Annotated in this window: 22 protein-coding genes; 5 read left to right on the forward strand and 17 right to left on the reverse strand. The window is 69.3% G+C overall.

Annotated elements, in window-relative coordinates; all coding sequences use genetic code 11:
• Positions 1-15: 15 nt before the first annotated feature.
• Entirely contained in the window at positions 16-1005 is a 990-nt protein-coding gene (locus FB391_RS16165; protein ID WP_141896097.1) for a LacI family DNA-binding transcriptional regulator, read from the reverse strand.
• 139 nt (positions 1006-1144) lie between these two features.
• Between FB391_RS16165 and FB391_RS16170 the strand changes: the two genes are divergently transcribed.
• A complete protein-coding gene (locus FB391_RS16170; protein ID WP_141896099.1) occupies positions 1145-2287 on the forward strand; it encodes a glycoside hydrolase family 172 protein in 1143 nt (380 codons plus the stop codon).
• Position 2288: 1 nt separating this feature from the next.
• Positions 2289-3305 carry a GNAT family N-acetyltransferase gene (locus tag FB391_RS16175; protein WP_141896101.1) on the forward strand — a complete coding sequence of 339 codons (1017 nt, stop codon included), beginning with the start codon at positions 2289-2291 and terminating at the stop codon, positions 3303-3305.
• Between the two features lie 226 nt (positions 3306-3531).
• Here FB391_RS16175 and FB391_RS16180 read toward each other — a convergent pair whose 3' ends face one another.
• The 11 genes from FB391_RS16180 to dnaK form a co-directional block, all read right to left on the reverse strand.
• Positions 3532-4467: an SMP-30/gluconolactonase/LRE family protein gene (locus FB391_RS16180; protein ID WP_221886317.1), complete on the reverse strand. Its 936-nt coding sequence runs from the start codon at positions 4465-4467 to the stop codon at positions 3532-3534.
• Between the two features lie 69 nt (positions 4468-4536).
• Positions 4537-5121, reverse strand: a complete 585-nt coding sequence (locus FB391_RS16185) for an AAA family ATPase (RefSeq protein WP_342778214.1) — start codon at positions 5119-5121, stop codon at positions 4537-4539.
• An 86-nt stretch (positions 5122-5207) separates the two neighbouring features.
• Positions 5208-7241 (reverse strand): DUF4185 domain-containing protein, encoded by a 2034-nt coding sequence (locus FB391_RS16190; RefSeq protein ID WP_246093570.1) that lies wholly within the window; start codon positions 7239-7241, stop codon positions 5208-5210.
• Between the two features lie 54 nt (positions 7242-7295).
• The gene (locus tag FB391_RS16195; protein WP_141896107.1) at positions 7296-8177 is read right to left on the reverse strand and encodes a carbohydrate ABC transporter permease; all 882 of its coding nucleotides are present in this window, start codon (positions 8175-8177) and stop codon (positions 7296-7298) included.
• A gap of 1 nt (position 8178) precedes the next feature.
• On the reverse strand, positions 8179-9135 hold the full coding sequence (locus tag FB391_RS16200) for a carbohydrate ABC transporter permease (RefSeq protein WP_246093571.1): 957 nt from the start codon (positions 9133-9135) through the stop codon (positions 8179-8181).
• Between the two features lie 73 nt (positions 9136-9208).
• Complete coding sequence (locus FB391_RS16205; RefSeq protein ID WP_246093572.1) at positions 9209-10555, reverse strand: ABC transporter substrate-binding protein; 1347 nt, start codon at positions 10553-10555, stop codon at positions 9209-9211.
• A gap of 309 nt (positions 10556-10864) precedes the next feature.
• Positions 10865-12031 (reverse strand): glycoside hydrolase family 183 protein, encoded by a 1167-nt coding sequence (locus FB391_RS16210; RefSeq protein WP_141896109.1) that lies wholly within the window; start codon positions 12029-12031, stop codon positions 10865-10867.
• Between the two features lie 133 nt (positions 12032-12164).
• Complete coding sequence (locus FB391_RS16215) at positions 12165-12632, reverse strand: heat shock protein transcriptional repressor HspR (protein WP_141896110.1); 468 nt, start codon at positions 12630-12632, stop codon at positions 12165-12167.
• Between the two features lie 115 nt (positions 12633-12747).
• Positions 12748-13740: a DnaJ C-terminal domain-containing protein gene (locus FB391_RS16220; protein ID WP_141896112.1), complete on the reverse strand. Its 993-nt coding sequence runs from the start codon at positions 13738-13740 to the stop codon at positions 12748-12750.
• A 15-nt stretch (positions 13741-13755) separates the two neighbouring features.
• Complete coding sequence (locus FB391_RS16225; RefSeq protein WP_141896114.1) at positions 13756-14340, reverse strand: nucleotide exchange factor GrpE; 585 nt, start codon at positions 14338-14340, stop codon at positions 13756-13758.
• Between the two features lie 2 nt (positions 14341-14342).
• Positions 14343-16208, reverse strand: coding sequence for a molecular chaperone DnaK (gene dnaK, locus FB391_RS16230; protein ID WP_141896116.1), 1866 nt, complete (start codon positions 16206-16208; stop codon positions 14343-14345).
• 193 nt (positions 16209-16401) lie between these two features.
• Here dnaK and FB391_RS16235 point away from each other — a divergent pair, with 193 nt between their 5' ends.
• The gene (locus tag FB391_RS16235) at positions 16402-16827 is read left to right on the forward strand and encodes a VOC family protein (protein ID WP_141896118.1); all 426 of its coding nucleotides are present in this window, start codon (positions 16402-16404) and stop codon (positions 16825-16827) included.
• Positions 16824-17417 carry a GNAT family N-acetyltransferase gene (locus FB391_RS16240; protein ID WP_141896119.1) on the forward strand — a complete coding sequence of 198 codons (594 nt, stop codon included), beginning with the start codon at positions 16824-16826 and terminating at the stop codon, positions 17415-17417. Before FB391_RS16235 ends, FB391_RS16240 begins: the two co-directional genes overlap by 4 nt.
• A gap of 57 nt (positions 17418-17474) precedes the next feature.
• On the opposite strand, the gene FB391_RS16245 is transcribed toward FB391_RS16240, so the two are convergent.
• The 3 genes from FB391_RS16245 to FB391_RS16255 form a co-directional block, all read right to left on the reverse strand.
• The gene (locus tag FB391_RS16245; RefSeq protein ID WP_221886318.1) at positions 17475-18059 is read right to left on the reverse strand and encodes a hypothetical protein; all 585 of its coding nucleotides are present in this window, start codon (positions 18057-18059) and stop codon (positions 17475-17477) included.
• A 255-nt stretch (positions 18060-18314) separates the two neighbouring features.
• Positions 18315-18965 carry a response regulator transcription factor gene (locus FB391_RS16250; protein ID WP_141896121.1) on the reverse strand — a complete coding sequence of 217 codons (651 nt, stop codon included), beginning with the start codon at positions 18963-18965 and terminating at the stop codon, positions 18315-18317.
• Positions 18956-20707 carry a sensor histidine kinase gene (locus FB391_RS16255; RefSeq protein ID WP_141896123.1) on the reverse strand — a complete coding sequence of 584 codons (1752 nt, stop codon included), beginning with the start codon at positions 20705-20707 and terminating at the stop codon, positions 18956-18958. Before FB391_RS16255 ends, FB391_RS16250 begins: the two co-directional genes overlap by 10 nt.
• 191 nt (positions 20708-20898) lie before the next feature.
• Between FB391_RS16255 and FB391_RS16260 the strand changes: the two genes are divergently transcribed.
• Positions 20899-21795: a hypothetical protein gene (locus tag FB391_RS16260; RefSeq protein ID WP_141896125.1), complete on the forward strand. Its 897-nt coding sequence runs from the start codon at positions 20899-20901 to the stop codon at positions 21793-21795.
• A 19-nt stretch (positions 21796-21814) separates the two neighbouring features.
• Here the strand turns inward: FB391_RS16260 and FB391_RS16265 are convergent, their stop codons facing one another.
• Entirely contained in the window at positions 21815-22045 is a 231-nt protein-coding gene (locus FB391_RS16265; protein WP_141896127.1) for a hypothetical protein, read from the reverse strand.
• Between the two features lie 17 nt (positions 22046-22062).
• The gene (locus FB391_RS16270) at positions 22063-22545 is read right to left on the reverse strand and encodes a hypothetical protein (protein ID WP_141896129.1); all 483 of its coding nucleotides are present in this window, start codon (positions 22543-22545) and stop codon (positions 22063-22065) included.
• Positions 22546-22657 lie beyond the last annotated feature (112 nt).

Below are 22657 nucleotides of genomic sequence, written 5' to 3' on the forward strand. Positions count from 1 at the left end.
ACAGCGGTTGCGGGATCAGCCGCGCAGCAGAGTGCGCGCCGGCTGGACCTCGTTGCGCAGGACGACCGTGCGCGCCGGCTGGTCGTCGCCGTTGATGCGCTCCAGCAGCATCTTGGCGGCCGTGACACCCATGTGCCGGGCAGGCAGGCGCACCACCGTGACGGCCGTCGGCGAGAGCGTCGTGAACGGCAGCGAGCCCACGACGGCCACCCCGAGCTTGGGTGGCGTGAGGCCGTGCTCGGTCAGCACCTGGATCGCGCCGACGCCGAGCATGTTGTTGCACGCGACGACGGCATCCGGAGGCTCGGGGAGGGCGAGGAGCTCCTCCATCACCTCGCGGCCGCCGTCCACGCGGAACGTCGAGTACCGCAGCAGCTCGTCGGGGTCGCCGTCCGGGAAGTGGCGCGCCAGCACGGCGCGCCAGCCCTGCGCGCGCTCGTACGCGGTCTCGATGTGCTGGGGTCCGGTGATGCAGGCGATGCGGCGGTAGCCCGCCTGCACGAGATTCTCGGTCGCGGCCTGGCCCGCCGTGCGGTTCGCCATCACGACGCCGTCGATGTCGTATCCGGTTCCGCGGTCGACCGCGACCACGGGGCGACCGGTCGCCATGAGCTCGTCGAGGTTCGTGTGGTCGGAGGCGGCGGCGAGGATCACGCCGGCCATATGCTCCGAGATGGCGATCTGCAGGTAGGTAGCCTCTTTGTCGATCTGCGAGTCGGTGTTGCACAGCACGACCGAGTAGCCGGCCTGCGAGGCGACGTCCTCGACGCCGCGCGCCATCTCGGTGAAGTAGGGGTTCTCGATATCGGGGATCACGAGGGCGATGACCTCGGATGCCTGGCGGCGCAGCGTGCGCGCCGTGCGGTTCGGGGTGAACTTCAGCTGCCGTGCCGCCTCGCGCACAGCGAGCGTCTTCTCGTCCGACACCCCCATGCCGTTGAAGACGCGCGACACGGTCGCCGGCGACACGCCGGCGAGCTTCGCGACCTCGTAGATCGTGGCCATGTCACCCGCTTCCCCGTGCTCCGGCGCGCGTTGACATGCCGGTCAGCCAACAATACAGTGTTGAAATCGATTCCAAAATATCGACATCTGATCGACCCTCGCACCGCCTCGGTGCGCCGACACGAGGACGTGCCACCCGATGACCGCTCCCCAGCTCCCCTCCCCCGATCTGTCGTCGATCGCCTCGCTGCGGTCGCTGCAGACGCGCTCCATCTCGCCCGAGAACTTCGACGGCGCCGTCGGCGGCGGCGGCCGCGCCACCGAGGGCACCGGCGCCTCATGCGCCCGCGATCTCGGCCCCGGCTGGAAGATCTCGCCGAGCGTCGACATCAAGGCCGGCGAGACCTTCGACCTCGCGAACATCCAGGGCGGCGGCAGGATCACGCACATCTGGATCACGACGCACACCGACAACTGGCGCACCCTCATCCTCCGCGCCTACTGGGACGGCGCGGACGAGCCCGCCGTCGAGGTGCCCTACGGCGACTTCTTCTGCAACGGCTGGGGCGTCTTCGCCCAGGTCAACTCGCAGGCGATCGCCGCGAACCCCCACGGCGGGTTCAACTCGTACTGGCCGATGCCGTTCCGCACCGGGGCGCGCCTCACGATCGAGAACACGTCGGTGGTCGACGTGCGCGTCTACTACCAGGTGACCTACGAAGTCGGCGGCGACTACTCGAACGAGGGCTACTTCCACGCCCAGTGGCGCCGCTCGAACCCGCTCGAGGAGCTCGTGCCGCACACCATCCTCGAAGGCATCGAGGGGCGCGGACAGTACGTCGGCACGTACCTCGCCTGGGGCGTCAACTCGAACGGGTGGTGGGGCGAGGGCGAGATCAAGTTCTACCTCGACGACGACACCGACTACCCGACGATCTGCGGCACCGGAACCGAGGACTACTTCGGCGGCGCGTGGAACTTCGACATCCCCGGCAAGGGCTACACGGAGTTCTCCACGCCCTACCTCGGCATGCCGCAGGTGATCCGCCCCGACGGCCTGTATGTCAGCCAGCAGCGTTTCGGCATGTACCGCTGGCACCTGCTGGACCCGATCTTCTTCGGCTCCGGCATCCCGAAGGTCGACATCCAGGCGCTCGGGTGGCGCAGCGGCTGGCGATATCTGCCGCTGCGCGACGACATCGCCTCGACCGCGATGTTCTACCTCGACCGCCCGACGGCCAGGCGCCCCCAGTCGCCGAGCGCCGACGACATGGAGGTCCACCTAGGCACCGCCCCGGTCCCTGACATCGGCGCCACCCCGCCGCGCGCGCCGCAGGACTGAGGTGCTCCCCGCGGTCATCGACCCTGGTGTCGATGGGTTGAGCCTTCACGCACTGTCAAACTCCGACGCCGTCGCGTTGCACGCGCTCGTGCAGCGCAATCGTCGGCATCTGACGGCATACGGCGACTATGCCGAGGAGGTCGCGCGAGATGTCGAACAGACAGCGGCGTGGCTGGAGTCCGTTCAGGTTGCCGGGATGACCTACGGTCTCAACTGGCGAGGCGAGCTGATCGGTCTCGTCGGGCTGACCCCCGTCGATCCGCCTCGGTATGGCTGCGGGTACTGGATCGACGAGTCGCACGCGGGTCGCGGACTGACCAGGGCCGGTCTGTCCGCCCTGGTCGCTGCGGCGAAACAGTCGCTGGGGGCGACGGACGTCTACGCAGGCGTGACGCGTGGCAACCTTGCCAGCGTCGGCGTGCTGAGATCGCTCGGGTTCGAGCTGGCGGAAGAGTTCCCCACCTACGAGCGGTTTCATCTCCGCCTTGCCGGCCACCCGGATCCGAGGCCGCGCATCTTTGTGGCGACCGCCGACGACGTCGCCTTCCAGCAGTTGGCTTCTGCCTTCATCGACTGGCCGAAACCATCCGAGCTGTTCGACGAATATCGGCGGCGCCAAGCGTCGGGTGATGCCCTCGTGCTCATCGCCTGTGCCGAGTCAGAAGTGGCCGGCTACTGCCTGGTGGAATGGACGTCGTCCTATCCGCCGTTCGCGAGCGCAGGAGTGCCCGAGATCATCGACCTCAACGTGCTTCCGGCGCAGCGTGGTCTCGGCGCAGGTCGTCGCCTCCTCGCCGAGGCCGAGCTGCGGGCGTCGACCCGGTCAGACACGGTTGGTCTCCGCGTCGGTCTGTACGCTGACTACGGCGTCGCTCAGCAGATGTATGTCCGCGCTGGCTTCGTGCCCGATGGGCGCGGTGTATCGGTCAACGGACAACCGGTGCCGCCTGGCGCAGTGATCAGGCTTGATGACGAACCGGTGCTCGCCTTGACGAGATGCGTGAAGGGTCGCTTTTAGATCCGCGGCGGTCGTGGCGGCGGCATCCCTCCACCTCTGAGCCGCAAGCAGCTACGCGCGGTCGAAATCGGCATCCGCGCATGAAGCTTTCTGGGGCGGATGCCGAATTCGACAGCGCGAACGTAGGAAGCAGCGCGGGCGCAGCGGCGCGAACGTCGAAGCGGGGCCGACGACATCGGCGCCACCCCGCCGCGCGCGCCGCAGGACTGAGGCGCGCGGGCGCGTCTCATCCGTCGGCGAGCGCGCGTCCGCGCACCGTGGTGCGCAGCACGTAGAGGCTCGTCGTGGCCGTGATGTACAGGACGTTGCGTCGGGGTCCGCCGAACTCGAGGTTGGCCACGGTCTCGGGGAGAGGGATGCGGCCGATCAGCGTGCCGTCGGCGGCGTGGCAGCGCACCCCGTCGGCGGCGGCCACCCACAGCCTGCCGAGGGCGTCGGTGCGGATGCCGTCGTAGACCACGTCGGCTTCCACGATCCGCTCCAGGTCGCCGCTCGAGCCGTCCGCGCGGACGTCGGCGCGCCAGATGGCCGGCGTGCCGCTGTCGGTGACGTAGACGGACGTGCTCTCGGGGTCGAAGGCGATGCCGTTCGGCTGGTCGAGCCCGCCGAAGCGCAGCGCGACCGAGCCGCCGGCATCCACGCGATACACGCCGCGCACCGCCTGCTGTGGGGTCGCGGCGACCCCTTCGTAATCGCTCAGGATGCCGTAGGTCGGGTCGGTGAACCAGACCGAGCCGTCGCGGTGGACCGCCACGTCGTTCGGGCTGTTCAGCGGCATCCCTTCGTAGGCGTCGGCGACGACGCTCGTCGAGCCGTCGTGCTCGAGCCGCGCAACACGGCGGCCGCCGTGCTCGCACCAGACGAATCGTCCCTGCGCGTCGACGGTGCGGCCGTTCGCGAAACCGGACGCCGCATCGAAGACGTCGACGCGGCGCGTGCGCTCGTCGAAACGAAGGACGCGCTCGTTCGGGATGTCGCTGAACAGCACGAATCGATGCGCCGGGTGGTAGGCGGGGCCCTCCAGCCAGCGCCCGTCGTCGAACACGCACTCGAGGAAGTGGTCCCCGCCGACATCGGCGAACCGCTCGTCGAACGATTCGTAGACCGCTGCCAGCCGCTCGGTCGCCATCGGCCCGCCTTCCTGCTCGCCCGTGCCCGGCATCCGGATACGGTGATCAGCCCATCCTAGGAAGCAGCACGCGCTCGGCGCGGTCCCCGCTCTCCCGGGCCTTCACGCGGCCGCACGCTCAAGAGCCCGGCGCGCCCATGCGGCCACCTGCTCGGCGGCCTCGGTCGCGGTGAGCGGATCGGTGTCGATGACGTGCGCCGCCCACCGGGGATCGTCCGCAGTCCAGCCCTCCCAGCGATCCCAGCGCATCGGAGTCGGTGACGGGACGCGGATCACCTCGGGGCTGTGGGACGGGTCCAGCGTGTGCCGCAGGAACCACTCGCCGAACCGCACGTGGTGGATGAGGGCGTCCTCCGGCTCGCCGCGACGGCGCAGGCGGTCGCGCCGCACCTCTGGCGAGCAGTGCAGGAGGCACACCTCGAGCCCGTCCAGCCGCTCGGCCGAAGGGGCGGCCAGCAGCTCGCCGAGCGGCACCTGACCGCACAGCAGCAGGTGCGCCCCGGATGACTGGAGATCCACCGCCCGAGCGACCCAGCGCTCGACGGCGGAATGCCTCCAGGCGGTGTCGGCGCCCTCGGGCACGCCGATGGAGTCGAACTCCGCGCACTCGACGGCATGCCCGAAGTCCCGGCCCGACAGCTCGGCCAGAACGGCCGACTTTCCGGCGCCGCTCGCGCCGGTCACCATCAGCAGCACGCGTGACTCCCTGTCGTTCGTGCGGACGCGCCGCCTCGCCGGATCCGTTCCCGCGAGGCGGCGCGTGCGCATCCGCTTTACGGCTTGCCCGGCTTACCCGGCTTGTCGGGCTTGCCCGGCTTGTCGGGGAACTCCGGCCGCGGCTTGCGCGGGTCGTAGTGCACCGCCGTGAGCGTCGTCACGCAGCCCTCGCACGAGGTGAGGATCGCCCGGTCGGCCGTCGCCGACGTCGTCACGACGAGGTTCGAGTCGGTGCGCGAGGCGTCACGACGAACGGTGGCAGAGAACGTGAGCTCCAGGGTCGCGCCCGACGGGATGGCCCCGGCCCACCGCAGCGTGGATCCGTCGAGCACCGGCGTGCCCAGCGAGGAGCGGAGGGATGCCGCATCCAGCGTCGCGTCGTCGACGAGACCCGCCAGGTCGACCGCGAGAGAGACGCCCTCGGCCGTCGCGCTGTCGGTCGAGGCGCGCACCGTGTACGTCACGACGTCGTCGCGCACCACGTCGCTCCCCGCCGCGGGATCAGAGGTCACCGAGACCGTGAGGCCCGGCAGCTGCTCCTTCGCCTTGACGAGCGACAGGTCGTCGATCTGCACCCAGCGATCGCCGTTCAGGTGCGTGCCGACGAAGGCCTGCACGGCCGTGCGGTCGCCGCTGTGGAAGGTGACCGAGTAGCGGGTGTACGCCCCCACCGCCTCGAAGGTCGTCTCGCCGATCGTGGCGCCGCCGGCGCCCAGCTCGCGCACGCCGATCGAGCCCTCGGCGGGAGTTCCGCCGGTGACGACGAACCCGGTGAACGTGTACGTGGTGTTCGGCTCGACGGCGACGTCCTGATGCACATCGATCCATCCCGCGTTGAAGCGCATCCAGCCCTGCTTGGTGCCGCCGTACGCCCACGTGTGGTTGATGTCGATGCCGCAGTTGCCGGTGCACGCCCACGGCGCGGGCATGGAGCCGTCGACGGCGCGTTCGAAGCCCGGGTCCTCGATGAGGTTGGGGCCCACGACGGTTCCGTCGCGGTCGATCTCGGCGCGCATGAGGTAGGTGTTGTACGGCTCCCACTGCGAGAGCGAGAAGTACAGGTCACCGCCGTCGGACCACGGATGCATGTAGCCGCCGTACAGGCCGGGGTAGTCGGCGAAGCTCGCGAGCCGCTGGCCGTCGCTCCACGGGCCCTCGGGCGACGGCGCGGTGCGCAGCACGAGGTCGAGGTTCTCGTCGAGGTAGGTCATGAGCCACCCGCCGGTGTAGTCGCTGTACTGCACCGACAGCTCGGCGACGTTGGGCGGCAGGATGGCGACGGCGGCCGACTCCTCGGCGACCCACGCCGAGCCGTCCCAGTACGTGTAGGCGGCCTTGTCGAGCAGCTGCGCCTCGGGCACACGCGCGACGTGCGCGGCGCCGAAACGCCCGTTGGGCGTGCCGAACATGTAGACCCAGCCGTCGTGGCGCTCGAACGCGACCATCTGGAACGGGTCCTGCCCGTCGGCGGTGTTGGTCCACTGCGGCCCGTCGGTCGAGTTCCACGTCTCGCCGTTGTCGTCGGAGTACGCGATGCGGCTGTAGTTCGTGTCCCAGGCGCCGGGGGCGCCCCACTGGCGCACCGACATGAAGGCGAGGTACTGCCGCGAGCCGACCGCGATGCCGGCGGTCGGGATCGTGGTGATCTCCTGGCCGTTCACCTTGAGCGACGGGATGAGCTCGCCGGCGTGACCGGGCGCGTCCTCCACGGCGGAGTCGAACGCCATTCCGTCCGTGAGATCGGTGTCGCTGCTGCGCAGCAGCACGTTCGAGCGCCAGTCGCCGCCTCCGCCGCCCGGTCCGGTCCAGTCGCCGAACGTGTCGCCGAACGCCGTGAGGATCTCGCCCTGCCCGTTGTCCCACATGATGCCGAGGTCCGTGCCCGTGACCCGCCATCTCGTGTCGGTGGCGCTCGTTGACTTCGGTCCGGTCATCTTGCCGACGACGACCGCCGGCGAATGATCGGGGGATGCCGCCGGCACCGCCGCATCCGCGACCGGCGCCGCCGCGGCTCCCATCGGGACGATCGCCCCGATGGCGAGCGCGCCGATCGCCGCGAGGGCGGCAGTGGTCGTTCTGAATCGTCGCATCATTGCGCCTTTCCGTATCGTCCTCCCGCGCCTTTCGCGGAGGTCTGGATCACGTCACTTGAGGCCGGCCATCTTGATGTTGCCGATGATCTGGCGCTGGAAGATCAGGAACAGGATCACGACCGGCGCTGCGGCGAGCACGGACCCGGCGATCAGCAGGCCGAGCTCCGTGCTCCGCTCGGAGCGGAACGTCGCCAGGTACTGCTGCACGACGAACTGGTCGGGGGTCGTGATGGTCATGATCGGCCACACGTACGAGTTCCAGTACGCCAGGAACGCGGTGATGCCCATCACGACGAACGGGGGCTTCGACAGCGGCAGGAACAGCTTCGTGAAGATCCGCAGTCGACCGCAGCCGTCGAGCATCGCAGCCTCTTCGAGGCTCGACGGGATGCTCAGGTAGAACTGCCGGATGAAGAAGATCATCCCCGCGCTCGCGGCGCCCGGGATCACCAGCACGGCGAGCGTGTCGAGCATCTGGAGGTTCGTCACCACGATGAAGCTCGTGAGCAGGATGGTCATGCCGGGGATGAACATCGTCGTGATCACGATGACCCAGAGCGTCCTCTTGAACCGGAAGTCCAGACGCGCGAACGCGTAGGCCGCGAGCGAGTTGACCGTGAGTGCGAGCAGCGTGAACAGCACCGCGCCGAGGAACGTCCACAGCATCGTGCGGGTGAAGGTCGGATCGGCCAGGATCTGCGCGTAGTTCTCCCAGCGCCACACCTCGGGGAAGAACTGGAACGGGGTCTGGATCACCTCGGTCTTCGACTTGAAGCCGGCGATCACCATCCACGCGAGGGGGAAGAGCGCTGCCGCGACGAACACGATCCCGACGATCGTCTTGCCGATGGCGTACAGCCACCAGGCGGTGTCGCGGTGCCGGCGGCGCGGGACGAGCGCCGTCGTGACGGGGGCATCCTGAACGGCGGTCACGTCAGTCCACCAGCCTCTCGGAGTTGACGAAGCGGAACACCAGCGCCGACACCGTGCCCAGCACGACGAACAGCAGCAGCGCCGCCGCGATCGAATAGCCGACGTTGATGTCGTTGCGGAAGTGGTTGAAGATGAACAGGTTCGGCAGCGTGGTCGCGTTCAGCGGTCCGCCGCCGGTCATCACGAGGGGCAGCTCGAACTGCTGGATCGCCGCGACGAAACCCGTGATGAGCAGGTAGAGGAACACGTTCTTCATCTGCGGGATGGTGATGAAGCGGGTCTTCTCCCACCAGTTGGCGCCCTCCATGGCGGCCGCCTCGTAGTACTCGGCGGGGATGTCGACCATCGCCGCGACCATGATGAGCGAGGTGAGGCCCATGCCCAGCCAGATCGCGGGGATCGCGATCGCCAGGAGCGCCCACGCCGGGTCGCCGATCCACGCGATCGGATCGATGCCGAAGCCGCCGAGCATCGCGTTGAGGATGCCGCCGGAGTAGTTGTAGATGAGCACGAAGATGATCGACGTGATCACCGACGAGATGATCGTGGGGATGTAGATGCTCACCTTGAGCACGCTCGCGAACCATCGCGACACGCTCACCACGAGGCTCGAGAAGAAGAACGCGAGGATGAGCATCGGCGGCACGGTCATGGCGACGAACACGAAGCCGCGCCCGATCGCCTCCCAGAACAGCGGGTCGCTCAGCACGTTCGTGTAGTTGCGGAAGCCGACGAACTGCGGGTCCTTGTAGAAGCTCCAGTCCTGGAAGGACAGGTAGCCGGCGTACACCGCCGGCCAGATCACGAAGATCCCGAGCAGCACCACCGCGGGCAGGATCAGCAGATACGCGATCCTGCCGTCGCGGTACCGGAAACGGTCGTGCCGGCGCTTGTCGCGGCGGCCGCCGGGCAGCACCATCGTCTCGGTCTCGGTCATCATGGTCTGCGTCGCGGTCATTTCCTCACCTCACTGTGGGCCCGGGCACAGGTCCGGGGGCCGATACGATCGGCCCCCGGACCCCTTCCGTCCGTCAGGACTTGGGTGCCTTGCTGGGCAGGTCGTCGCGCTGGATCACCGTGTTGATGGCATCCTCCGCGGTCTTGATGGCGTCGTCCGTCGAGGCGGCGCCCTTCATGACCGATTCCATCGCAGTGCCCACCGCGAGCGACACGTCCCAGGGGTAGGTCGGCTCGGGAATGGCCGTCGGCACGATGTCATCCATCACGATGGACGACCACGGCGCGTCGGCCGCCTTGGGGTCGGCCGAGACGGCGTCCTGCACGTCGGTGCGCACCGGCACCTTCGTGAACTGCGTGTCGACGAAGAACGGCACGAGCAGATCGGGGTCGCCCGCGAGCGCCCACGTCAGGAAGTCGGCAGCTGCCTGCGCGTTCTTCGACTTCGCGTCGATCACCCAGCGGAAGTTGCCGAGCGTGCTCGCGCCGCGACCGTCGGCGTCGGCCGCGTTCGGGAAGGGGCCGATCCCCGTCTTCGGCAGCACGTCGGTGTAGTCCGAGCCGATCTCGGACATCATCCACGACCCTGAGACCTTGAACGCGACCTTCTCCTCGCCGAAGTCCTTGCCTCCGACGTACACGTCGAGCGCCTGCTGGGGCATGTAGCCCTCGTCCCACAGCGTCTTGTAGTTCTCCATCAGCTGGCGATAGCCGTCGTTGTCGATGTCGGGCGCGGTCCAGTCCTCGTTCAGCGCGGTGTGCCCGGCGAAGTTGTACTGCTGGCCGACCGACGACCACGCGAAGGTGACCGCGTCGCTCGCGGGCGAGATGCAGTACTGGCCGTCTGCCAGGGTCGGCTTGATCGCGGCGCACATGTCGAACAGCTCGTCCCACGTGGTCGGGCCGGTCTCTGGGTCGAGGCCTGCGGCCGACAGAAGGTCCTTGTTCCAGAACAGCACCGTCTGCGGCTCGAGCAGCAGCGGGTAGGCGTAGTACTTGCCGTCGAGCTGCGAGATGGGCTGTGCGGGATCGATGATCTCGGCGAGCTTGTCGTCCGGGACCAGTCCGTTGAGCTCGTGCAGCTGCCCTGCGTTGACGGCGTCGGTGATGCTGGCCGAGAACGTGTAGATGTCGGGGGCCTTGCCGGCGGCCTGGGCCGACTTCATCTTCTGGTCCCACGCGTCGGCGGGCACCTCGGTGTCGACGACCTTGATCTCGTCCTGCGACGCGTTGAACTTCTTCACGATGTCGGCGTACCACTCGTTCTCGACGGGCGTGAACGTGCGGTGCCAGAACTGGACGGTGGTTACGCCGTCGGCGCTGGAGTCGTCGCCGCCGCCGGCGCTGCAACCCGCGAGCACGGTGCCCGCGGCCGCCGCTGCCGCGACGGCGAGCAAGAGCCTGCTGTTTCTCTTGTGCATTCGTCCCTCCTCAGGAACACGACTCTTCGGTGAGTCGGAGCTGTGGCCGGTCAGGGGAGCCCGGTCGACCTGATCGAGCGGCACCCGTCGTCCTGCACGGATCGCCTCTGACCTCGTCTCGGTCAGAGTAGACGAAATCGATTTCATGCGCAATGGCTCGCATCGGCCGATTCGCTGCAACCGGTGGCGCCAGGAGGAGTCCAGAGCCCCTGAAACCGAAGGCGATCACGCCAAAACCGGGCAACGAGGGCCGGGATGCGGCATCCATCCGCTCTGTATCGATTTCACAACGCGTCCCGCTGCGCCGGATCAAGGGGCCTTCTCGAGGTCGGCAGAGAACCAGAACACGTTGTACGGCCCCCACAGCGACAGGGTGAAGTAGATCTTCCGGCCCCCGTCGGCGACGTAGCGCGGGTTCAGGTACGGGGAGTACAGCCCAGGGTATTCCGACCCGGGGACGAGGAGCACGGGATCGTTCCACGGGCCCCACGGCGTGACGCCCTCGCGGATGTACGCGCTGCCCGCATCCGAGTACGTCATGATCCAGCGGTCGAGGTAGTCCGACCACATCACCGACAGCTCGCCGATGGTCCCGTCGACGACGAGCTCGGCGTCGTCGAGGTCGTCCGACCAGTCCGGCACGCCGTCGTCGACACCCGCGAAGTACGTGTAGGCGCTCTGGTCCTCGACGGCCGCCTCGGTGGCCGGAACCCGCATGAGCGCGACTCCCCCGAACCGGCCGGACGGGATCGTCCAGAAGTAGACGTACTCCTCACCGTCGTCCTCGACATGCACGGGAGCCACCTGGATGAAGTTCGAATCGCCCGGCCAGCGCGGCGAATCCAGCGCTTCCCACGTCTCGCCGCGGTCGGTCGACTTCGCCAGTCCCGCGTAGTTCGCGTCCCACGCGCCGGGCTCGCCCCAGTACGAGACCGACATGTACGACACATACAGCGTGTCGCCGATCGCGAACCCGTGCGTGGGGATCTTGGTCACCTCGCCCTGACCGTCGTTGGCGTCGTGCTCCCCCTCGACGAGCGCCTCGGCCCACCCGAGGTCGTCGACCGGCGCCCAGCCGCCGAACGTGATGCCGTCCGACGGATCGTCGTCCGTCGTCCACGCCGAGACGTTCGAGCGCCAGATGCCGCCCTGCCCTCCGTACGAGTCGGGGTCGCGCTCGCCGAACGTGTCGCCGAAGAAGAAGTACGTGCGGTCGCCGATGTTCGTCATCGAACCGAGGTCGGTGCCGGCGACGGCCGCCGTGGCGGTGTCGTTGATCGCATCCGGTCCGGTCAGCTGGGCGATCTGGGTGAGCCCCGTCACCCCTAACAGGACGAACGGCTTGTCAGGATCGGGGTCGACCGTCGGCGCCCCGCCCGCGGCACAGGCCGCGAGGCCGACGGCGAGAGAAGTGGATGCCGCGACCCCGGCGATCCGCCGGGCTCGGGCTCGGGCTCGGGAACGCGGCAGAGACATGATCCTCCTCGATCGTCGCTGCCACCCTACGGCGAGAGGAGGGAATCACGAAATCGATTTCACCTCGCGGGACGACGATCGACCGCGCCGACGGCACGGCTCGGGCCGCGGCATCCCTCCGGCCGACCGGTCGTCAGTCGCCGTCTTGCGGCGCGTCGGCCGGCGCCTCGATCGGGGTGCGCGGCCGCCACACGACGACCTCGGTGGCGCGGCGCACGCGGGTGCCGTGACGCAGGGTCACGACGGAGCCCGTCGAGCCGGCGGCGAACACGCGCGCCCCCGGCCTCTTCTCGAGCTCGGCGCGCACGCGGTCTTCGAGATCGCGGACGCGGCCGTGCAGCTCGTGCACGCGCGCCTCGAGCTCGAGGATGCGCGTGATGGCCGGCAGGCCGATGCCGTCCGACGACATGCGGGCGACCTCGCGCAGCTGCTCCACGTGGCGCAGCGAGTAGCGGCGGGAGCCGCCCTGGGTGCGGGCCGGCACCACCAGCCCCAGCCGATCGTACTGGCGGAGCGTCTGCGGGTGCATGCCCGACAGCTCGGCGGCGACGGCGATCGCGAAGATGGGCGCGTCGGCGTCGATCTCTCGTTCTTCAGCCATCTGCCTCACCTCCTCCCGTTCGGGTCACGCGCGAGAACAGGAGATCTGGCGGAGACAGGACGTTTCGCGTGGATTCATCCTGTGCTCGCCAGATCTCCTGTTCTCAGCAAGCATGTCAGCCCCGCGCCTTCGACATCATCTCGGCACGCGGGTTCTCTTTCGGCTCCAGGCTCTGGAACCGCTCGAGCGCCTCGCGCGCGGCGTCGTCGAGGTGCGAGGGGACGGCCACCTGCACCTCGGCGAGCAGGTCGCCGGTGCCCTTGGCCGTCTCGACGCCCCTCCCCTTGACGCGCAGCACGCGACCGGACGGGGTGCCCGGCGCGACCCGCAGCTTGACGGGATCGCCGCCGAGCGTCGGCACCTCGATGGTGGCGCCCAGCGCCGCCTCGGTGAAGGTCACCGGGACGGTGACGCGCAGATTGAGCCCGTCGCGCGTGAAGACCGGGTGCGGGCGCACCGTGATCTGCACGACGATGTCGCCGGACTCGCCGCCGTCGGGCGACGGGCGCCCACGGCCGCGCAGCCGGATCTTCTGACCGTCGGCCACACCGGCCGGGATCTTCACCTTGAACGGCTTGCCGTCCTCGCCCTGCAGCGTGATCGTCTCGCCCTTCGTCGCGGTGACGAAGTCGATCGTCGTGCGAGCCGTGACGTCGGCGCCCCGGGTGGGACCGCCGTAGCCGCGGAACCCGCCGGTCGACTGACCGAAGCGTCCCGTGCCGAAGCCGCCGCCCTGCTGCTGATTGAACATGGCGAAGATGTCGTCGAAGTCCTGCGCCTGCTGACGGCCGCCGCGGCCCTGGTTGAACATCGAGAAGACGTCCTCGAAGCCCCCGGCGCCGCCCTGGCCGCCGGCCGTGAAGCGCGCCCCGGAGCCCATGGCCCGGATCTGGTCGTACTCCTGCCGCTGCTCGGTGTCGGAGAGCACCGAGTACGCCTCGCTGATCTCTTTGAACTTGGCCTCGGCGGCGGCATCACCCTGATTGGAGTCCGGGTGATACTTGCGCGCGAGCTTGCGGTACGTCTTCTTCAGGTCCGCATCGCTGACGTCCTTCGACACGCCCAGCACCGAGTAGAAGTCCTTGTCGAACCAGTCCTGACTGGCCATGGATCCTCCTCGGGCTTACTCGGCGGGAACGGCGACGACGACCTTCGCCGGACGCAGCTCCACCGAACCCAGGCGGTACCCGATCTCGACGACCTCGATGATCGTCTGCTCGGTCGCCCCCGGGGTCGGCACCTGGAAGATCGCCTCGTGCTGCTGCGGGTCGAACGCCTCGCCGGCCTCGCCGTAGGTCGTCAGACCGATGCGCTCGGCCACGCCGCGCAGCTTCTCGGCGATCGCGGCGAACGCCGAGCCCGCCTCGAGATCGCCGTGCTTCTCGGCACGGTCGAGGTCGTCGAGCACCGGCAGCAGGCCCTTGGCGACCGCGCCCTGAGCGCGCTCGATCTCGACCTCGCGCTGCTCCTCGGTGCGGCGGCGGTAGTTGGCGTACTCGGCCTGAAGGCGCTTGAGGTCGGTCAGCAGCGCCGACTCGAGGTCGGCGAGCACCGCGTCCTCCGCAGCGGCGTCGGCGTTCTGCTCGGCGCCCAGGATGTCGTCCACCGTGAGCTCATCGGCTTCGGCCCCCTCCTGCGGGTCGGACCCGGAGGCGTTCGCCTCCGGGTCCTCGCCGCCGGGGACCTCGTTCTCGAAGTCCTTGGCCATGGTTACTTCGTCTCGTCCTCGTCGATGACCTCGGCGTCGACGACGTCCTCGTCGGGGTTCGACGAACCCTGACCGTCGCCCGACGCGTCGGGACCGGCATCCGGAGCCGACTGCGAAGCCTGGTTCGACGCGTAGATCGCCTCGCCGAGCTTGCCCTGGCTCTGGTTGAGCTTCTCGAACGCCGACTTCACGGCGTCGTCGTCGTCACCGGCGAGCGCGGTCTTGAGCGCGTCGACGTCGCCCTGCACCTCGGACTTGACGTCCGCGGGGAGCTTGTCGTCGTTCTCCTTGATGAGCTTCTCGATCGAGTACGCGAGCGTCTCGGCCTGGTTGCGCACCTCGGCGGCCTCGCGGCGCTTCTTGTCGTCGGCGGCGTGCTCCTCGGCCTCGCGCACCATGCGCTCGATGTCGTCCTTCGCGAGCGACGAGCCGCCCGTGATGGTCATCGACTGCTCCTTGCCGGTGCCCTTGTCCTTGGCGGACACGTGCACGATGCCGTTGGCGTCGATGTCGAACGTGACCTCGACCTGCGGGATGCCGCGCGGGGCCGGCGCGATGCCGGTGAGCTCGAACGTGCCCAGCGGCTTGTTGTCGCGCGTGAACTCGCGCTCGCCCTGGAAGACCTGGATCGCGACCGACGGCTGGTTGTCGTCGGCGGTGGTGAAGGTCTCGCTGCGCTTGGTCGGGATGGCGGTGTTGCGCTCGATGAGCTTCGTCATGATGCCGCCCTTGGTCTCGATGCCGAGGCTCAGGGGGGTCACGTCGATGAGCAGGACGTCCTTGCGCTCGCCCTTCAGCACACCGGCCTGCAGGGCGGCGCCGACGGCGACGACCTCGTCCGGGTTGACGCCCTTGTTGGCGTCCTTGCCGGTCTCGCGCTTGACGAGCTCGGCGACCGCGGGCATGCGGGTCGAGCCGCCGACGAGGACGACGTGGTCGATGTCGCCGACCTTGATGCCGGCCTCGCGGATGACGTCCTCGAAGGGCTTCTTGGTGCGGTCGAGGAGGTCCTTGGTGAGGTCCTCGAACTTCGCGCGCGTGATCGTCTCGCTGAGCGACACGGGACCCGAGTCGGTGAGCGACAGGTAGGGGAGGTTGACGCTCGTCGAGGTCGACGAGGACAGCTCCTTCTTCGCCTGCTCGGCGGCCTCCTTGAGGCGCTGCAGGGCGATCTTGTCACCCGAGACGTCGACGCCGGTGGTGTCCTTGAACTGCTTGATCAGGTAGTCGACCAGGCGCTGGTCCCAGTCGTCGCCGCCGAGGCGGTTGTCACCGGCGGTGGCGCGCACCTGGATGGTCGAGAAGTCGTCGTCCTTGCCCACTTCGAGCAGCGAGACGTCGAACGTTCCGCCACCGAGGTCGAAGACGAGGATGAGCTCGTCCTCCTTGCCGCGGTCCAGGCCGTAGGCGAGCGCCGCGGCGGTGGGCTCGTTGATGATGCGCAGGACGTTCAGGCCCGCGATCTCGCCGGCCTCCTTGGTGGCCTGACGCTCGGCGTCGTTGAAGTACGCCGGGACGGTGATGACGGCGTCGGTGACGGTGTCGCCGAGGTACTCCTCCGCGTCGCGCTTGAGCTTCTGGAGGATGCGGGCCGAGATCTCCTGCGGCGTCCACTTCTTGCCGTCGACGTCGAAGCTCCAGTCGGTGCCCATGTGGCGCTTGACCGACGAGACGGTGCGGTCGACGTTCGTGACGGCCTGGCGCTTGGCGGTCTCGCCGACGAGCACCTCGCCGTCCTTGGTGAACGCGACGACCGACGGGGTCGTGCGGAAGCCCTCGGCGTTCGCGATGACCTTGGGCTCGCCGCCCTCGAGGACGCTCACGACCGAGTTGGTCGTACCCAGGTCGATTCCCACAGCACGTGCCATGTTGTTCTCTCCTTCTTCTGGGCGACGACGGATGCCGCCACCCGGTGTTGATCGGAAGTCTGCTCACGACCCCTGCCCCGCGTTCGCCGAAGGGTTGAGTCGCGATGACTCAACGATAAACCCGGTGTGCGGCATCCGTCAAGTCAAAGTTGATACGAACCGACTCAAGTTGCCGCTGTGCCAGGCTGGGCCGATGGCTGTCTTCGACCATCTGGGCATCACCGTCGATGACCTGGAGCGCGGGATCGCGCAGTACGACCCGATCATGCAGGCCCTCGGCTTCACGCGCTTCGACGCGGACGGCAGCGTCTCGTGGCACACCGAGGGCGAGACGGAGCTCATCCTGTTCCCCGCCCGCGAAGCGGGGACCGGTCCGCACCGGCACGGCCGCGTGGGCTGGCAGCACCTCGCGTTCGCCGTCGGCTCGCGCGCCGACGTCGACCGGCTGCACGCGATCGCGATGGACGCCGGGTGGACGGCCGTGCGCGACCCTAAGACCTACCCGCGCTTCAACGACCGCTACTACGCGTCGTTCGTCGAGGACGCGAGCGGCATCCGCCTCGAGTTCATGCACAATCCCCCGCGCGACGCGGCATCCGCCGACAGGATGGAGGCATGACGCTCGACTGGGAGTTCCATCCGCTCGTCGGCGAGCGCGTCACGCTCGACCTGCTGCGCCCCGACGACCTCGACGACCTCGCCGCGCTGCAGGGCGACCCCGACGTCTGCCGCTACCTGCTGTACGAGACGCGGTCGCGCGAGCAGGTGGCCGAGATCCTGGAACGGGATGCCGCGGCCACCCGCCTGGCCGCCAAGGGCGACTACCTGCAGCCGGCGATCCGGTCCGAGACCGGGCGGTTCATCGGCACGATGTACTTCGAACTGCACAGCGTCGAGGACCGCACCGCCGAGATCGGCTGGATCCTCGCACCGCACGCGCAAGGTCACGGCTACGCCACGGAGGCCGCGCGCCTGCTGCTGGCCCTGGCGTTCGACGAGCTGGGGCTGCACCGCGTGCAAGCCGAGCTGGACCCCCGCAACACGGCGTCGGTGCGCATGTGCGAGCGGCTCGGGATGCGTCACGAGGGCCACTTCGTCGAGCACATGTGGCTCAAGGGCGAGTGGACCGACACCGGCCACTACGCGCTGCTCGAGCGCGAGTGGCAGGCCGCGCGCGGCTCGGAGATCGCGCCCCGCTCGGACGCCTGAGCCGGATCGCTCCGAGAGAGGCGATTTCTCCGAGCGGGGCGCGTCGGCCACGCCGTATCAGATCGAGTGGGCGAGGGTCTGCAGGCCGATCACGGCGAAGCCGAGGGCGATGAGGATGCCCAGCACGAGGAGCTGCTTGGCCCAGGTGAGGCGCGAGCGGCGCACGGCGAACCAGCCGATCACGCCGAGCGTCACGATGTAGACGATCGAGGCCGCGCGGAGCGCGGCATCCACCGGCATCACGTCGAGCCACGCGAGCAGCAGCAGGATGCCCGGGGTGATGACCGTGCTGATCGCGCCGCCTGCGACCCGCAGCAGGATGGCCAGGTCGCCGCCGACGGGGAACGTCTGGTGCACCGCGAGGTGCGAGATGACGTCCGAGACGAAGCCTGCCGCGGTGATGCCGAGCACGCCGAGGATGAGGGCGAAGAACGCGTGCTCGGGATCGGCGTGGTCGTTCGCGGCGACGACGAGCACGATCGCGAGCCCCGTGAAGGTCGCGTACACGCGCTCCTTGAAGTACATGACGTACGCCTCGGGGCCGCCGTCGAGCTCCTCGAGGTGCGCGCGCGCACGCGCCGACCGCCCGCGGCGCCGGCGCTCGGACCGATCCGGGGCGACGTTGTGGGGCTCCTCCGGCATGACGCACCTCCCGCCTGCCGCGAGCATACCGCCGTGGCGGATCGGGCCCGCGACCCCCGGACGGACACGACGGCGGCGGCTCCGATCGAGCCGCCGCCGTCGATGGCGTGTACCCCAGGTCCACGTGGCGAGTCACGTCGCGAACGGGCTCGCCGACAGCCGCCCCAGATGGGCTGTCCCCACCGGCACAGTAGCGAAGCCGTGCCGTGAGCGCACGACGTCGGCGGGATTGGCGACCTAGGTCCCCATCGGCGCTCAGCCGCGGTTGAGGTAGCGCACCACGGCCTGCACGCGACGGTGGCTGTCGGCGTCGGGCGGCATGCCGAGCGCGTCGTAGATGCGAGACACATGCTGCACGACGGCCTTCTCGGTGAGGAAGAGCTTCGCCGCGATGGCGGCGTTGCTGCGCCCCTCGGCGACGAGGGCGAGCACCTCCTGCTGCCGGGCCGTGAGCTCGCTGATCGCCGCTTCGGCGTGCCGGGCACGGCCGACCATCACCGCCACGACGTCCGGGTCGAGAGCCGTGCCGCCGCCGGCGACCCGCTCCAGGTCGTCGAGGAACGTTCCGATGTCGGCGATCCGCTGCTTCAGCAGGTACCCGACGCGTCCCGCGCCGTCGGCGAGCAGCTCCTGCGCGTAGCGACGCTGCACGTGCTGCGAGAGCACCACGACCGCCGTCCCGGCGTGGTCGCGGCGGATCCGCAGGGCGGCGTCCAATCCTTCGACGGTGTGCGTCGGCGGCATGCGGATGTCGGTGACCACGAGGTCCGGACAGGTGCGGGCGACGGCATCCATCAGTTCGTCCGCGTCGCCGACGGCGGCGACCACGTCGTGGCCCCCCTCGCGGAGCACCAGCTCGATGCCGCGGCGGAGGAGCGTCTCGTCCTCGGCGATCGCTACGCGCACGGCACCTCCGCCCGCACGTGCGTGCCGTGGCCGAGCAGGCTGACGACCGACATGCTGCCGCCGATCGCCTCGACGCGGTCGGCGAGTCCGCGCAGACCGGTGCCGGCGTCCATCGACGCGCCTCCGATGCCGTCGTCCTCGACATCCAGCCGCAGCCGCCCGTCGCGGCGGGCGAGCCGCACGCGGGCGACCGAGGCGCGGGCGTGCTTGACGACATTGGCGAGCGCCTCGGTGAGCACGAAGTAGGTGGTGGCCTCGACCAGATCGCCCAGCGCGGCACCCGGCAGATCGGCCTCGAACTCGGTCGGGATGGGCATGCGGTCGGCGAGGTCCTCGGCGGCCGCGGCGAGGCCCCTTTCGATGAGCGCAGCCGGCACGAGCGCGCTCACGAGCGCGCGCAGGTCGGCAGCCGCCGCGTCGATGTCGACGCGCAGGCGGGTGGCGCGCTCGGGCACGGCGTCGGCAGGCGCCGAGGCGATCTGCTGCGCCTCGAGCGCCAGCAGCACGAGCTGCACCTGCAGGCCGTCGTGAAGGTCCCGTGCGACCCGTCGGCGTTCGCGGTCGCCCGCCTCGACAAGACGCTCGCGGGATCGCAGCAGCTCGCGCTGACTGGCACGCAGCTCGGCGGTGAGGCGCTCGCGCTCGACCTCGATCGCCACGACGCTGCCGGCCGCGCGGACACGGCCGGCGCTGGAGACGATTGCCGCGTCGTACTCGATCGCGCCGATCTCGCGACCGTCGAGCACGACCGGCTGCCAGCCCCGGCGCGGATCGGACCGCGCCGCATCGTCGGCAGGATGCCCCTCGCCGTCGACGAACCCGGTGGGATCTTCGGTCCGGAAGTACAGTCGCAGCGACGGATCGCCCAGCGCGCGCTCCAGTGCCGTCCCGAGCGGTTCGCTCGACTCCCCGCGATCGCCGAGCCACGCGCCGAGCTCCTCCAGTTCGCCTGTGCGGGCGAATCGGCCGCGGATCGTGCCGAGGGCGAACGCGATCGGGAGACCTGCGATCACGCCGAACTGGAGGAACCCGCGGACCGCGGGGTCGAGGTGAAGCACGCGGTCCAGGATGATCGCGATGAGCGGCATGAACAACACCGTGAAGATGCCGTATGAGAAGAGCGGCACGAGGACGCGCCGGTGAGCGGCATCCGCCCGCCGAAGCCTTCCCCATAACACCCAAGCCACCCACACCATGAGTGCCGTGGCGACGATGGTCTGGAGCAGGCTGAAGAACTCAGCGGCTCGGGGCAGATCGGCCAACGCGAACGGCGGGAACGGGCCATGCGCGTCGAACAGGTACAGCGGCGCCTGCATCACGAGGCACGTCACGTAGGTCGCAACGACGAGGAACACCGAGAGCCGATCCGGCAGCCGGCCCGTGGGAAACGCCAGCAGGAGGTGCACGATCGCGGCGACCATCAGCGTCGCGCACACCGAGCCGACCGCCACCAATGCGGGCACCTCGGTGCTGTAGAGACTGCCCGCGTAGACGGCGACGCCGGCGATGACGATCAGGAATCCGATGTCGCTGCGCGGCCGACGCCGCCAGGCCAGACCGCCCGCCACCAGATAGATGACGAAGGTGGCCGGCAACACGATCAGCGGCAGGCCGCCCGGCTCGTGGATCGACAGCAGCGCGATGAGGAGGACCGTGAGCACGACGCCCATCGTCGCGAGCATCCAGAGGGCGCGCTGCAGCGATCGCGCCATCTCCGAGCGCACGGGCGCTGCCGTCGTCATGGGGCCTCTCTTCACCGGTGCTGTCTTCATCATGCCGCCACACGGCAGCGAGGTCGCGCGTTCGCACGGCGGCGAGCGCCCCGCGATCGCCGCCGGGACGGCGTCGATCGCAACCTCGATACAGTGACAGAGCCGGCACGTTCCACGCACCGGCGGACCAGGCGATCGGCTTGATCAACGAGGAAAGCGGTATGCGGGGCAGACACAAGATCGTCGGGGCCGGTGTGCTGATCGCTGCGACGCTGGTCACGGGGTGTGCCGCGCAGGATGCGGACGAGAGCGCGCTCACGGAGTTCTTGTCGGATGTTCCCGCTGCGCAGGCCGTCGAGGGATCGTTCATCGCGTTCAGCAGTGTCGCGCTGGCGGAAGGACTGGACGCTGAGCAGTCCGAGTCGGTGAAGTACGTCGGACTCGGGAACGTCGCTCCACAGGCACTCGAGACGGAACTCGGCGTCGACCTGGACGGCGCCGCGGCCTTCGTCACCATCGGGACGTATCCGCAGTCGGTGGCGCTCATCGCGGGGGGCCAGGTCGAGGACAGCGTCAGCAGCGCCGCGTCCCGAGCAGGGTGGGAGAGCACCGATGACAGCGGCGTCCTCGTCAGTACGGGCTCGCATGCCGCATCGCTCGCCTCCGCCGCGACGTTCGTGCGTCCCGACGGCGACTCGGTGATCTTCTCCGGTCCGGACGTGGACCTGCGGACATGGGGTGCGGACGATCCGGTGATGCTCGGCGAAGAGCCCCGGGTCGTCGCGCTGGCCGACTGCCTCGGCGACGTCGCGGCAGCGCTGATCTCGGTGAACGACACCGGGGTGTCGTACGCGGTCGGAGCGCGAGGGGATGCCGAGACGACGAGCGTGATGTGCGTCCTGGGAGCGGACGGCGCCCAGGCAGAGGCGATCGCCTCCGCACTCGAGGACGGCCGGACGCCATCGGGGCGTCCGTACGCCGAGCTCCTCGAGGGCGCCGAGGTCTCAGAGGATGAAGACGTGCTCCGCGTCACCGCCACCCCGACGCAGGGAACTGCCGCGGGAGTGCTGCTGCAGCTGGCGATGCGCCGGGAGCTGCCGGGCATCGACGCCGGCTAGGACCCTCCGGCGGTGCCGGTCAGAAGCCGACGTTCAGAGCGTCGCCGAACGGCACCCGGCTGATCTTGATCAGCCAGACCGCGAGGGCGCCGAGCGGAACGGTCACGGCGAAGATGATCCAGGCCGGCTGCTGGCCGTTGACCAGCAGCCAGACGGCGGCGATGCCGAACAGGAAGGTGGCGGCGGCGGCCAGCCAGAACAGCACTCCCCCGATCACCGCGATCACCGGGCGTTGTTTGCGGGAAGTCATGTGATGTTCCTCTCTCGTCATCGGCACGCGTCCGTCTCGACCGGAGCTGTCAGATCCAGCGAGACGGGAAAGCCGGGCTTCGCGCTGATCCGGAGCTCGGCGCCACGGGCGTCCCGTGCGGAAGCGACCTCCCAGCCGCCCGGGGTGTCCTCGTCGAGCCCCACGATGTCGTCGAATTCGTGCTGGCCGAGTACGCGGTTGACGGCTTCCCAGAGCTCTTCCGGGGTGCCCTCGACGATCTCGTCGGACGTGGTGCTGCGTGTCGGCAGGTAGAGCCGGCACTCTCCCGCATCCGCGGCGGCGTGCGTGCTCTCTGATTCCGTCTCCCAGAGGACCGCGGGGTATTCGGCGACGAGTTCGTCCGTCAGGTCCGCCATCACGGCCTCGTAGTGCCGGGTCCCGTCGGCCGCCGACATCGGAGCGGCCGCGCAGCCTGCGACCCCGGCAGCGACGACCGCGAGCAGCACACCTGCCGCCGCGCGATGCGCATGTTCCCTCATCACCACAACGCGTCCCGTTCCTCGATGTTCGAGCGCCGCTGAGCGGCCATCCTCCGACAGTCGATCTTCATCATGCCGCGAACCGACGGAGAGAGGATGCCGCGACCCACGC

Source organism: Microbacterium kyungheense, assembly GCF_006783905.1.
Classification (GTDB): Bacteria; Actinomycetota; Actinomycetes; order Actinomycetales; family Microbacteriaceae; genus Microbacterium; species Microbacterium kyungheense.